Source organism: Mycobacterium sp. SVM_VP21 (assembly GCA_024758765.1).
Classification (GTDB): Bacteria; Actinomycetota; Actinomycetes; order Mycobacteriales; family Mycobacteriaceae; genus Mycobacterium; species Mycobacterium heraklionense_C.
This window is the reverse complement of record CP101406.1, coordinates 4,028,078-4,041,180: the sequence shown is the minus strand read 5'-3', so window position 1 is coordinate 4,041,180 and position 13,103 is coordinate 4,028,078. Positions and strand designations below refer to the sequence as shown.

Below are 13,103 nucleotides of genomic sequence, written 5' to 3'. Positions count from 1 at the left end.
CTCGCTAGTGCTGATCTGGTTCTGGGAGAATCAACAGCCGTGACTGGCATGACGGGACCCACGCGACGCGAAGCCCCAGACCGCAACCTGGCCTTGGAGCTGGTGCGGGTGACCGAGGCCGGTGCCATGGCATCCGGCCGCTGGGTGGGCCGCGGCGACAAGGAAGGCGGCGACGGCGCCGCCGTCGACGCGATGCGCGAGCTGGTGAACTCGGTGTCGATGCGCGGCGTGGTGGTGATCGGCGAGGGCGAGAAAGACCACGCGCCGATGCTCTACAACGGCGAAGAAGTGGGCAACGGCGACGGCCCCGACTGTGACTTCGCCGTCGACCCGGTCGACGGCACCACGCTGATGAGCAAGGGCATGCCCAACGCCATCTCGGTGCTGGCGGTGGCCGAGCGCGGTGCGATGTTCGACCCGTCGGCGGTGTTCTACATGAACAAGATCGCCGTCGGCCCGGAGGCCGCGGACGTCCTGGACATCACCAAGCCGATCGCGGACAACATCGCCGCAGTCGCCAAGGTCAAGGGCCTGTCCGCCCGTGACATGACGGTCTGCATCCTGGACCGGCCCCGGCACGCCCAGCTCATCGCCGACGCACGTGCCACCGGCGCCCGCATCCGGCTGATCACCGACGGTGACGTCGCCGGCGCCATCTCGGCGTGCCGGCCCGACTCGGGCACCGACATGCTGGCCGGGATCGGCGGAACCCCCGAGGGGATCATCGCCGCGGCCGCGATCCGCTGTATGGGCGGGGCGATCCAGGCCCAGCTGGCGCCCACCGATGACGCCGAGCGGCAGAAGGCCCTCGATGCCGGCTACGACTTGGACGCGGTGCTGACCACCGAAGACCTGGTCTCCGGGGAGAACGTGTTCTTCTGTGCCACCGGCGTCACCGACGGCGACCTGCTCAAGGGGGTTCGCTACTACCCCGGCGGCTGCACCACCCAGTCAATCGTGATGCGTTCCAAGTCCGGCACCGTCCGGATGATCGAGGCCTACCACCGGCTGTCGAAGCTCAACGAGTACTCGGCCGTCGACTTCACCGGCGACTCCCACGCCGCCTACCCCCTGCCCTGACCGTCAAGCGAGGACCGGAAAAGCTATGAGCGAGATCGAATACCGCATCGAACACGACACCATGGGCGAGGTCCGGGTGCCGGTGACCGCACTGTGGCGCGCGCAGACCCAGCGCGCGGTGGAGAACTTCCCGATCTCCGGGCGCGGCCTGGAACGCACCCAGATCCGGGCGCTCGGCCTGCTCAAGAGCGCCTGCGCGCAGGTGAACTCCGACCTGGGTCTGCTGGCCCCGGAGAAGGCCGCCGCCATTAAGGCCGCCGCCGCCGAGATCGCCGACGGCCGCCACGACGACCAGTTCCCCATCGACGTGTTCCAGACCGGCTCGGGAACCAGCTCGAACATGAACACCAACGAGGTGATCGCCTCGATCGCCGCCGCGAACGGCGTGACGGTGCACCCCAACGACGACGTGAACATGTCGCAGTCGTCCAACGACACTTTCCCGACCGCCACCCACATCGCGGCCACTGAAGCCGCGGTGCGCCACCTGATTCCGGCCCTGCAGGTGCTGCACGACGCGCTGGCCGCCAAGGCCACCGAGTGGCGCACGGTGGTGAAGTCCGGCCGCACCCACCTGATGGACGCCGTCCCGGTGACGCTGGGCCAAGAGTTCTCCGGTTACGCCCGCCAGATCGAGGCCGGCATAGAAAGGGTGCGCGCGTGCCTTCCCCGGCTGGGTGAGCTGGCGATCGGCGGCACCGCCGTCGGCACCGGGCTCAACGCCCCGGACGGCTTCGGCGCCAAGGTGGTCGAGGTACTGGTCAAAGAGACCGGGATCACCGAGCTGCGCACCGCGGCAAACTCGTTCGAGGCCCAGGCGGCACGCGACGGCCTGGTCGAGGCGTCCGGGGCGCTGCGCACCATCGCGGTGTCGCTGACCAAGATCGCCAACGACATCCGCTGGATGGGTTCGGGTCCGCTGACCGGGCTGGCCGAGATTCAGCTGCCGGACCTGCAGCCGGGCAGCTCCATCATGCCGGGCAAGGTGAATCCCGTTCTGCCCGAAGCCGTCACGCAGGTGGCGGCGCAGGTGATCGGCAACGACGCGGCGATCGCCTGGGGCGGCGGCAACGGCGCCTTCGAGCTCAACGTCTACATCCCGATGATGGCCCGCAACATGCTGGAGTCCTTCACGCTGCTGTCCAACGTCTCGCGGCTGTTCGCCGAGCGCTGCATCGTCGGGCTGGTCGCCAACCAGGAGCACCTGCGTGAGCTGGCCGAGTCCAGCCCGTCGATCGTGACGCCGCTGAACTCCGCGATCGGCTACGAAGAAGCCGCCGCGGTGGCCAAGCAGGCACTCAAGGAGCGCAAGACCATTCGCCAGACCGTGATCGACCGCGGCCTGATCGGCGACAAGCTGAGCGAGGCCGAGCTGGACAAGCGCCTGGACGTACTCGCCATGGCCAAGGTGAAGGACTAATCCGCCGGGCCGCGGATGAATCCTGACCCCGCCGCGGCTGCGCTCGGCCGGGCGACGCTGACGAAAGTCTCTCGTCGGCTCATTCCGTTCCTGGCGCTGCTGTTCTTCGTCAACTACCTGGACCGGGTCAACATCGGCTTCGCCGGGCCCAACGGCATGAACGCCGAACTCGGCCTGACCGCCACCACGTTCGGGTTCGCGTCGGGGATCTTCTTCTTCGGCTACCTGTTGCTGGAGATACCCAGCAACATTGCGCTGCACCGCTTCGGTGGTCGACGTTGGCTGGCGCGTATCATGCTGACCTGGGGAATCGTCAGCACCGCAATCGCTTTCGCACCCAACGCGGCCACGCTGGTCGCACTGCGGTTCCTGCTGGGCGTGGCCGAAGCCGGGTTCTTCCCCGGCATCATCCTGTTCCTCACGTTCTGGTTCCCGGAGAAGCATCGATCCCGGGCGGTCTCGCTGTTCATGGTGTCGGTGCCGGTGTCCACAGCCATCGGCGCCACCCTGTCCGCGCTCGTCATCGACTGGGGCCATGGCGTTTTTGGCCTGGCCGGCTGGCGGTTCATGTTCCTGACCGAAGGCCTGCCGGCCATTGCGCTGGCGTTCGCCTGCTGGCTCTACCTGACTGATCGCCCAACGCAGGCCGACTGGCTCGACACCGACGAGCGGCAATGGCTGGAATCCACCTTGGCCGAGGAGCGTGCGGCGGCCGAGGCCGGTCAGCACTGGCCGCTGCGCAAGGCGCTCAGCCACCCCAGGATCCTGGCGCTGGCGTTCATCTACTTCGGAATCGTCTACGGGCTGTACGCCGTTGGATTCTTCCTACCGACCATCATCTCGGGATTTCAGCAGCAATACGGCAGCCACCTGGGCATCATCGGGCGCGGCCTCGTGACCGCCATTCCCTACGCCATCGCGGCGATCGTGATGGTGCCCTGGGCTCGCCACGCCGACCGGACCGGCGAACGCGTCTGGCATGTGGCGATCCCGGCGATCGCCGGCGGAATCAGCATTCCGGCGGCGCTGTATATGGCCAACCCGTATCTGGCGATGATCGCGATCACGGTGACGACATGCTCGATCATGTGCGCCATGCCGGTCTTCTGGGCGCTGCCCTCGACGTTCCTCACCGGAACCGCGGCGGCCGGAGGCATCGCCCTGATCAACTCGCTGGGCAACATCAGCGGCTTCGGTGGACCCTACGTCACGGGTTGGCTGACCGATCTGACCGGCGACGGCAAGGCCGCACTGTGGGTGGTCGGGGCGTTCTCGCTCGCGTCGGCCGCCGTGGTGATCCTTCTCGGCGCCGCCCCGTCTACCAAACCAGCGGCGCCAGATACTTATTCGCGTAAGCGCTGACCGCCTGGCCGTCGGCCGGGTCGAGCACCGACGTCGACACCTGGGCGATCGAGGCAGCCAAGCGCACATGCAGTTCGGCGGCAGCCAGCAAGTCGGCGTCGGGCATGGTGGCTCCGGCGGCACGCAGCGCCTTGGCCATCGCGCTCGACGCGCTGTCCAGGAATGCTTCGGCCTCCTGATACATCCCGGCCATCATCGGTACACCGGCGTCAAGCCGCAGCAGTTTACGCACAACCGGATCGGTGGTGAGTAGCCGCAACCCGGCGCGAAAGGCCGCAACCGCGGCGTTCTTCGGCCCGGAGTCCACCGCGACGGTGCGCAGCTGCATCATCGCGTTGTCGAAGGACCGGCGACCGAGCTCGGTGATCAGTGCGTCGCGCGTCGGGAACCGACGGTACAAGGTGCTGCGGCTGACCCCCGCCTGGCGGGCGATGACATCAAGGCTGGCACGGCCCACCCCGACCAGACCGACTTCTTCGGCGGCCGCTTTGAGGATGGCCGCCTCTTGCTCGGCTGGGCTCGCGGTACTGCGTCGCGATGTCATCGGCACCAGTGTGTCATCCCATCGGGCAGCCGCCGGGCGGCGCAAAGGAATCCAGCGCGACCGAGCGGTGCATCTTCACCAGCTTCTCGTATTGCAGCCGGTTGTACGCCAGCGGCACCAGCACGACGCGATCGGGTAACACCCGCCACGCCATCTGCAGCAGCTGGGTGTAGAAGTTGAATTCGAGGTCGTGGTGCGGCTGCCACCGGAAACCGGTCAGCTCCCGAACCCCGGGATGCATGATCCCGAACGAACAGATCTTCACCACCCGGCCGGCCCCCGCGCTGACGACCGACCACAGCGGAGCGGCCGCGGCCCGCACCGGGGCCGGCAGCGCCGACGGCAGCGGCAACTTGCCCAGCCCGGCAGTGACCCGATCCAAGAACGGGTTGGCCGCCAAGTCGGTCTGCACCATCTGGTCGTAGTACTCGGCGGCCTCGACGTAGGTCGCGGGGAACTTGCCGGCCTTGCCGGGCAGCTCGAGAGCGCTGAACGCCTCGACCAGTTGCTGGTAGGCCGCCTCCCGCTCGGCGTCGTTCCATTTGATGCCGGTGACCGGGGTGAACGAATTGAGCGTCACGAACATGCCGCTGACGGCAATCCAGTTCCAAAGGCGTGGGTTCAGCGCGCTGTAGCGGACATCGGCGAAGTCCCCCTTGCCCTGGCCGTGCACGTCGCGGTGCATCCGCTTGAGCCGCTCGCCTTCGGCGGCGCGATCCTCGGCATCGCCCCAGATGGCAAGCAGCGCAGAGAATCCGCTACGAATGGCGCGATCGGTGAAGTTGCGCTCGAAACGCCCGGTCTTGTCCACCGCGGCGGCCACCGGCACCAACGCCACCTCGTCGAACGCCGCGGCGCCGAACAAGCCGGACAGCACGCTGCCGGAGTGTCGGCGGAACTGGGCCATCACCTCGGGCCGAACCCGAGCCGCAGGGTCGATGCTGGTGACGCGATTGATCACTGCCGTCATCTCAGGCCTCCTCGGCTCGCTTGACACAAAGAATAGTTTTTTGTGTCAAGGTGTCAAGGGTCGAGCACAGTCACGACGGAGATGAACTCAAGCCGCGAGATCGCAACTATGCAGGAAAAGTTCGAGTAGCTACCTGCGTGAGCACAATCTCGCGAACAAGCACCCCGGGGATCACGCCCCGTTGTTGGGGCCCCCGGAATTCGCCCCGGCAATGTCGGTGATCGGGAAGTTCGGCATCGGCGGCGGCGACGGCGTCGCCGGCAGTCCCGGGATCTCCGCGGGCGGGATGTCCTGCAGCTCGTTGACCGGCGGGCCGTTCTCCCGGCTGCCGTACACGCTGCCCGGCGCGCGCGGACCAAGCAGCTGGCTGACCGTAACCACGTGGTAGCCATTGGCTTTGAGCACCGGCAGGAACTGGTAGACCAGATCCACCGTGGACGAGTAGGTGTCGTGGAACAACACCACCGACCCGGGCTTGATCTGGGTCATCAGCATGTAGCGGGTGGCATTGGTGTCGGCGTCGTTGATCCAGTCGAACGGGATGACATCCCACAGGATCGCGGCCTGTCCGGCCTCGGCGGCCCGCGCGTTGACCGCCGCGTCGGTCAGCCCGCCGGGTGGGCGCCACAGCGTCGGCGTGACCCCGGTGGCGGCACGGATCGCGTCGGTGGCCTTGGCGAACTGCGCGGGCACATCCGCGGCCGGGATCGTCGTCATGTTCGGGTGTTCCCAGGTATGGCTGCCGATCTCCATGCCGGCGTCGGCGATCCGCTTGGCGCCAGCCGGGTCGGCCGCCACCTTGTTGCCGATCAGGAAGAACGTGGAGCGCGCACCGGCATCGTTCAAGATCCCCAACAGCCGGTCGGTGTAGGGCGAAGGACCGTCGTCGAAGGTCAACGCCACACACTTGTCCACGGCGCAGTCCACCGGTTCGGCCGACGCCTCGTGGACATGGCTGGTGCAGGCGCCGAGCACCGCAACGGCCATCGCAACAACACCGACATGCCAGGGTTTTGCCACCCCGGCAGCCTACCGGGGACTCAGCCCAGGTCGGGTCCGCTGATCTCCTCCAGCATCTCGGTGACCAGGGCGGCGATCGGCGAGCGCTCGCTGCGCAGCAGGGTGATGTGGGCGAACAGCGGGTGGCCCTTGAGCTTTTCGATCACCGCGGCGATGCCGTCGTGCCGACCGACCCGCAGGTTGTCCCGCTGCGCGACGTCGTGGGTGAGCACCACCCGCGAGCCGGTGCCCAGGCGTGACAGCACGGTCAGCAGCACGTTGCGCTCCAGCGATTGCGCTTCGTCGACGATCACGAACGAGTCGTGCAGCGAGCGGCCCCGGATGTGCGTCAGCGGCAGGACTTCGAGCATGCCGCGCGACAGCACCTCCTCGAGCACCGCCGGGCTGGCCAGACCCTCGAGGGTGTCGAACACCGCCTGAGCCCAGGGACCCATCTTCTCGTTCTCGCTGCCCGGAAGATAGCCCAGCTCTTGGCCGCCGACGGCGTAGAGCGGGCGGAACACCACCACCTTGCGCTGGGTGCGCCGCTCCAAGACGGCCTCCAGGCCGGCGCACAGCGCCAGCGCGGACTTGCCGGTGCCGGCCTTGCCGCCCAACGAAACGATGCCCACCGATTCGTCGAGCAGCAGATCCAGCGCCACCCGCTGCTCGGCAGAACGCCCGCGCAGGCCGAACGCCTCCCGGTCACCACGCACCAGCTGCACCCGCTTGGCCGCGTTGACCCGACCCAAAGCATGCGAGCTGCCGGCGAGAAGCCGAATTCCGGTATGGCACGGCAGATCCCGGGCAACGGCTAAGTCGATCTCCCCCTCGTCGAACAGCGCGTCGATGTCTTCGACCGACGCCTCAACCTCGTCCATCCCGGTCCAGCCGGAGACGATGACATCCTGGGCGTGATATTCGTCGGCGGCCAGACCCAGCGCGGCGGCCTTGACCCGCAGCGGAATGTCCTTGCTCACCAATGTGACCCGGCGGCCCTCGGCTGCCAGGTTGGCCGCACAGGTCAGGATCCGAGAGTCGTTGCTGTCCGTGCGGAACCCGGTCGGCAGCACCGCGGGGTCGCTGTGATTGAGCTCAACGTGCAACGTACCGCCCTGTGTCCCAACGGGAATGGGCTGGTCAAGCCGTCCGTGCTCAAGTCGCATGTCGTCGAAGATGCGCAGCGCCTGGCGGGCGAACCAGCCGAGCTCGTGATGGTGGCGTTTGGCCTCCAACTCACTGATGACCACCAGCGGGACGACAACCTCGTGTTCGGCGAACCGGGTGCAAGCCCACGGGTCCGACAGCAGTACGGAGGTGTCGAGCACGTACGTCCGGATTTCAGGCACTAAGCGCTCCAGCGGTGAGGGCACGCGCGACCCCGCGCGAACATTTCGACGGGGGGCACGGCACAGGACCGGGGCCGGTCCTGTCGTAATCTCGACCGGTGGTGCCGATGAGACAGCGAAGCGTATGGCTAGCCATCGATTGCGACGGTACCCCCGTCGGCGCGTGGGCGCTGCGCAGGCGCGCCGGAGTTTTCAGCCGATGACGAACGGCTTCAGATCGGGGTTGGCGGCCAAGCCCCAAGCGCTGATTCGATCGGAGATCACCCGGCGCAACTGGTCGGGCCCGAAGATGCCGGCCTCGGCGATTGCGGCCTGCCGGTCGGCGTAGGCATCGATGTCCGCGCCGACGACCTTGAGCTCGGCGGCCCGGGCCGCGATCGCGGCTACCGTCTCGTCGTGCACGAAGTCCAGGCAGTGCGCGACCAGGTTCGCGAAGAACTCCTCGTGACGTTCCTCGTCGCCGCCGATCCGGCCGATCAGCCCCTTGAGTACCGGCTCATCGGTCTTGTCGGCCAGGTTGCGGCAGAACTCGGCGCAGGCACGCTCGTAGAGGGCCATGAACACCAGCGTCTCGACCTGGCTGTAACGGTCGGCGCGGTAGCCCTTCTGCACGTGCTCCATGCGAACACGCTCGTTCTCGTCGGGGTCGATCTCCCGGGTCACGATGAGGTACTCGCGCAGCGCGATGGCGTGCAGGTGCTCTTCGGCGGTCCACCGGCCGATCCAGCGACCCCACTTGTCCTCGAGGATGAAGTGCTCGACCAGCTCACGGTGGTAGCCGGCCAGACTGTCCTTCTCGACGAGCAGGATCTCGCAAGCGTCGGTGATCAGCTTGGGGAGCGTGACCTGCGACGGGTCCCAGTCCTTGCCGCCCAGAAACGCGAAGTTCTGGCCCTGCTCGAACGGCACGAAGTCGTGCGCGTACCACGGGTCCACCGTGTCGATGTGTCGGACCAAGTTCGCGTCGACCACCGGCTCCAGCTCGCGGATCAGTGCATTAGCAACGGGACGTTCAGCCATGAAAGTAACTGTAACCCGAATTCACACTATCCTGTCAACTCGGGGTACGGCGTGTTCGCCACTCAGGCGAGCTTCCAGTCCTCCAGGCCGTCGTACAGCGGGAAGTCCTGCGCCAGCTTGGCAACCCGGGCCCGCAGCGCTGGCACGTCAGCGGCTGAACCGGCCGCCAGCGCGGTGGCGATGACATCGGCGACCTCGGCGAACTCGGCGTCGCCGAAACCACGGGCAGCCAGCGCCGGGGTGCCCACCCGAAGCCCCGAGGTCACCATCGGCGGCCGCGGGTCGTTCGGGACCGCGTTGCGGTTAACGGTGATGCCGACCTCGTGCAGCAGGTCCTCGGCCATCTGGCCGTCCAGCGGCGAGTCCCGCAGGTCGACGAGCACCAGGTGCACGTCGGTACCGCCGCTGACCACCGAGACACCGGCCTTGGCCACGTCGGCGGCCAGCAGCCGCTCCGCGAGGATCTTCGCGCCGGACAGCACCCGCTGCTGGCGCTCGGCGAACTCGGGCGTGCCGGCGATCTTCAGCGCGACGGCCTTGGCGGCGATGACGTGCATCAGCGGGCCGCCCTGCTGGCCCGGGAACACCGCCGAGTTGATCTGCTTGGCGAACTCCTTCTTGCCGATGATCAGACCGGACCGCGGACCGCCGAGGGTCTTGTGCACGGTGGTGGAGACCAGCTGGGCGTGCGGCACCGGCGACGGGTGCAGTCCCGCGGCCACCAGGCCGGCGAAGTGCGCCATGTCCACCCACAGCGTCGCGCCGACCTCGTCGGCGATGGACCGGAACGCCGCGAAGTCGAGGACACGCGGGTAGGCCGACCAGCCGGCGATGATCACCTTCGGCTTGAACTCCAGCGCCTGGGCGCGCACCACGTCCATGTCGACGCGGTGAGTGACCGGGTCGACGCCGTAGAAGGCGTTCTCGTAGAGCTTGCCGGAGAAGTTCAGCCGCATCCCGTGGGTGAGGTGTCCCCCGTTGGCCAGGTCCAGGCCCAGCAGGCGGTCGCCGGGCTCCATCAACGCCTGCAGCACCGCGGCGTTGGCCTGCGCACCTGAGTGCGGCTGGACGTTGGCGAAGTCGGCGCCGAACAGTTCCTTGGCGCGGTCGCGGGCGATGTTCTCCACCACGTCGACGTGCTCGCACCCGCCGTAGTAGCGCCGGCCCGGTAGGCCCTCGGCGTACTTGTTGGTCAGCACACTGCCCTGTGCCTGCAGCACCGCCCGCGGCACGAAGTTCTCCGAGGCGATCATCTCCAGGGTGTCGCGCTGTCGCCCCAGTTCCTTGCCGAGCAGCTCGGCGATGTCGGGGTCGAGTTCGGCCAGCGGGGTCGACATGGTGGAGGCGGGGCGGGTGTTCGGTGCGGCAGTCACGCACTCCAGTTTGTCACGCGGACCTTCACCCGATTGCCGCAGGCCAGCGATCGTCCCCCGCGCGCAGACTGTGCGGATTTATTCGCAAATCACGAGGTCCGGTGTGTAAAACCGCACACTCACCCGACCGACCGGGCCGGCGGGGCGTCAGTCGGCCCGCAGCGTCGACGGGGTCAACGGTTCGTCGAGCAGCCGACGGAACCGCTCGGTGAGACTCACTCCGGGCGGCGCGGCGTCCAGCCAGCCGCGCAGTAGCCGGTAGCCCTCCACATAGGTCGAGGTGTAGGCCCGCCACAGCGGCGAGGACAGGAACCGCAGGGTCTGGCGGGCCCGGTCGTCGGTGACCAGCAGCCAGCGGCGCAGGTAGTCGGCCACCTCGTCGGCGTCGCGATGTTCGTCGTGCAGCATCAGCGCCGCGTCCTGCCGCACGTCGGCCAGCGCCGCGGCTGCCTCGGAGATTGCTTCGGCCCGCGCACCGTCGAACTGCAGGCCCAGGTCGGCGTAGATCTCGGCGGCCCAGGCACCCCAACCCGTCCCGACCGCGGCATACAGCGCCAAGTCGGCCAGGCCCTCGGCCATCAGGCACTGCGGCGTGTTGACCAAGAAGATGGTCTGCTCGGTCTGGCCGAGCTTTTCGACCAGGCCGGCCTCCTTGCGGCAGTGCTCGGTGTGATGACCTGGGTAGGACTCGTGGGCCACTAGCCGCGGCAGATTCGACATCAACTGTTTGAGGTCGGCGTTGACCGCCACCGTGGAGCGGTAGTCGCCGCGGTAGTAGTTGAATCCCGACCACGGCTTGTCGGTGACCACCTCGTAGGTGATGGTTTCGGTCTCCGGCAGCGGGAAGTCCACCCGCACCCGGTCGCGCAGCGCCGAGGAAAACGCGTGGATAGCGGCTTCGAGCCGGTCCGGCGGAATCTCCTCGGCCTTCCGGTGCGCGGCCATCCGCTCGGCCAGCGGCCCCGTACCACCCAGCGCTTCGTCCAGCCGGGCGTGGGCTTGGCGATAGCGGTCGGTGTCGCCCTTGACGATGACCGGCAGGTCAAAGTAGTCACTGACCTCCTCGACGAAGCCGACCTGCTCCCCGGCGAACTTGCGCCCGGCGCACGCCAGCGCCCGCAGGTGTACCCGCAGGTACTCGGCGCGCGCCGGATCGAGACCTCCGGGCAGTGCTGCGAGCAGCTTCTCGGCCTGGCGAGCCAGGTCGGACGGGTTGGGCATCGGCTCGTTCGCGACAAGCCGCTGCAGCTCGGGGTCGCCGGTGAAGGCGTCGACGTAACCCTGCTCGATGCGGTCAAAGCGCAGACCGAGCAACAGGTATTCACGGATCAATTCGGCGGGCTCCATACCCGATCAGGCTAACCGTCGCGGCTCCTGCAAGACTGTACGGTCATGCGGCGGCTTAGTGAGCCGACTCCCTACGTGGAGTTCGACCGACGTCAATGGCGGACACTGCGTATGTCGACGCCGATGCCGCTCACCGAAGAAGAAGTCGTCGCACTGCGCGGCCTCGGCGAGCAGGTCGACCTGTTGGAGGTCGAAGAGGTCTATCTGCCGCTCGCGCGTCTGTTGCACCTGCAGGTCGCCGCCCGCCAGCAGCTCTTCGCCGCCACCGCGGAGTTCCTGGGTGCCGAGAATGACCAGAATCCCGATCGGCCGGTGCCCTTCGTCATCGGGGTGGCCGGCAGCGTGGCAGTCGGTAAGTCGACAACGGCCCGCGTGCTGCAGGCGCTGCTGGCCCGCTGGGACCATCACCCGCGGGTGGACCTGGTCACCACCGACGGGTTCCTGTACCCCAATCACGAGTTGCAGCGCCGGAACCTGATGCACCGCAAAGGGTTCCCGGAAAGCTACAACCGTCGCGCGCTGATGCGGTTTGTCACCTCGGTGAAGTCCGGCGCGGACTACGTGTGTGCGCCGGTCTACTCACACATGAGTTACGACATCGTGCCCAGCGCCAAGCAGGTGGTCCGCCATCCCGACATCTTGATCCTCGAAGGTCTCAACGTGCTGCAGACCGGGCCGACGCTGATGATCTCCGACCTGTTCGACTTTTCGCTGTACGTCGACGCCCGGGTGGAAGACATCGAGCACTGGTATGTCTCGCGCTTCCTGGCGATGCGCTCCACCTCGTTCGCCAACCCTGACTCGCACTTCCACCACTACGCGGCCCTGAACGACCAGCAGGCGGTGGCCGCCGCGCGTGACATCTGGCGTTCGATCAACCGGCCCAACCTGATCGAGAACATCCTGCCCACCCGGCCGCGAGCGACCCTGGTGCTGCGCAAGGACGCCGATCACTCCATCAACAGGCTGCGGCTGCGCAAGCTCTAGCGTGCGGCGCTAGGGCTGCGTCGCGGTACCCGGCTGCGGCTGTCCCGGCGGCGGCTCAGGTGCCGGCGGGGACGGCAGCTCACCCGCGGGTGCGGGTGCCGGCTCAGGCGGCGGGGGAAAACCCGGCGGCGGCGGGAAGTCCGGCGGCGGCGGGAAACCAGGGGGCGGCGGGAAGCCCGGAGGCGGCGGGAACCCTGGCGGCGGTGCCGGGTCGCCCGGCGGCGGCACCTCAGGCCCCGGCGACGGCGGTTCACCGGCACCCGGTGGCGGCACGGCCGGCGTCGGAGTCGGGTTGGCGGCGGCCGCCAAGGTGTCCGGGCACATTTCGCGTTGCGCCCCGTCGATCATGACCTTGGTGACGCCGTCGGCGACCTTCGTGCCGAACCGGTCTTTGGCCGGGCGACCCTTCCGCAGGTTCTCGCAGATGATCTTGCCGAACTGCAGCGCCCCGGACGGGGTGGTCAGGCCGGGGCTGTTCTGGTATTTGAAACCGTGCGACTCAAGGTAACTGAGGTAGCTCTTCTCGTCGGCCTGCGCCGGCGCCGCGGCGTAGATCAGGATTCCGGGGATCAGCGTCGTCGCCGCCAGCCGCCACTTCATGGGAGAGAACTGTAGACGGTGACGGCCGCGGCGACACTTTGAGTGGGCTGCG

General features: G+C 67.8%; 12 protein-coding genes. 4 read left to right on the top strand and 8 right to left on the bottom strand.

Annotation, left to right across the window (positions count from 1 at the left end):
* Positions 1–48 precede the first annotated feature (48 nt).
* From glpX to NM962_18920, 3 genes are read left to right on the top strand one after another with little or no spacing between them, the layout of a single operon-like run.
* The gene (gene glpX, locus NM962_18930; GenBank protein ID UVO14829.1) at positions 49–1,080 is read left to right on the top strand and encodes a class II fructose-bisphosphatase; all 1,032 of its coding nucleotides are present in this window, start codon (positions 49–51) and stop codon (positions 1,078–1,080) included.
* 25 nt (positions 1,081–1,105) lie between these two features.
* Positions 1,106–2,500 (top strand): class II fumarate hydratase, encoded by a 1,395-nt coding sequence (locus tag NM962_18925; protein UVO11962.1) that lies wholly within the window; start codon positions 1,106–1,108, stop codon positions 2,498–2,500.
* Positions 2,501–2,515: 15 nt separating this feature from the next.
* Positions 2,516–3,862, top strand: coding sequence for an MFS transporter (locus tag NM962_18920; GenBank protein ID UVO11961.1), 1,347 nt, complete (start codon positions 2,516–2,518; stop codon positions 3,860–3,862).
* Here NM962_18920 and NM962_18915 read toward each other — a convergent pair.
* The 7 genes from NM962_18915 to NM962_18885 all read right to left on the bottom strand — a co-directional run bounded on the left by NM962_18915 (position 3,819) and on the right by NM962_18885 (position 11,464).
* Positions 3,819–4,406, bottom strand: a complete 588-nt coding sequence (locus tag NM962_18915; protein UVO11960.1) for a TetR/AcrR family transcriptional regulator — start codon at positions 4,404–4,406, stop codon at positions 3,819–3,821. The genes NM962_18920 and NM962_18915 overlap by 44 nt on opposite strands.
* 13 nt (positions 4,407–4,419) lie before the next feature.
* On the bottom strand, positions 4,420–5,376 hold the full coding sequence (locus tag NM962_18910) for a DUF2236 domain-containing protein (protein UVO11959.1): 957 nt from the start codon (positions 5,374–5,376) through the stop codon (positions 4,420–4,422).
* Between the two features lie 171 nt (positions 5,377–5,547).
* Positions 5,548–6,363, bottom strand: a complete 816-nt coding sequence (locus NM962_18905; protein ID UVO14828.1) for a polysaccharide deacetylase family protein — start codon at positions 6,361–6,363, stop codon at positions 5,548–5,550.
* Between the two features lie 53 nt (positions 6,364–6,416).
* Entirely contained in the window at positions 6,417–7,724 is a 1,308-nt protein-coding gene (locus NM962_18900) for a PhoH family protein (protein ID UVO11958.1), read from the bottom strand.
* A 192-nt stretch (positions 7,725–7,916) separates the two neighbouring features.
* Positions 7,917–8,744: an acyl-ACP desaturase gene (locus NM962_18895; GenBank protein ID UVO11957.1), complete on the bottom strand. Its 828-nt coding sequence runs from the start codon at positions 8,742–8,744 to the stop codon at positions 7,917–7,919.
* 62 nt (positions 8,745–8,806) lie between these two features.
* Entirely contained in the window at positions 8,807–10,081 is a 1,275-nt protein-coding gene (locus NM962_18890) for a serine hydroxymethyltransferase (GenBank protein ID UVO14827.1), read from the bottom strand.
* A gap of 183 nt (positions 10,082–10,264) precedes the next feature.
* Positions 10,265–11,464, bottom strand: a complete 1,200-nt coding sequence (locus NM962_18885) for a DUF885 domain-containing protein (protein UVO11956.1) — start codon at positions 11,462–11,464, stop codon at positions 10,265–10,267.
* 45 nt (positions 11,465–11,509) lie between these two features.
* Here NM962_18885 and coaA point away from each other — a divergent pair, with 45 nt between their 5' ends.
* Positions 11,510–12,451 (top strand): type I pantothenate kinase, encoded by a 942-nt coding sequence (coaA, locus tag NM962_18880; GenBank protein ID UVO11955.1) that lies wholly within the window; start codon positions 11,510–11,512, stop codon positions 12,449–12,451.
* A 9-nt stretch (positions 12,452–12,460) separates the two neighbouring features.
* Here the strand turns inward: coaA and NM962_18875 are convergent, their stop codons facing one another.
* On the bottom strand, positions 12,461–13,051 hold the full coding sequence (locus NM962_18875; protein UVO11954.1) for a DUF732 domain-containing protein: 591 nt from the start codon (positions 13,049–13,051) through the stop codon (positions 12,461–12,463).
* Positions 13,052–13,103 lie beyond the last annotated feature (52 nt).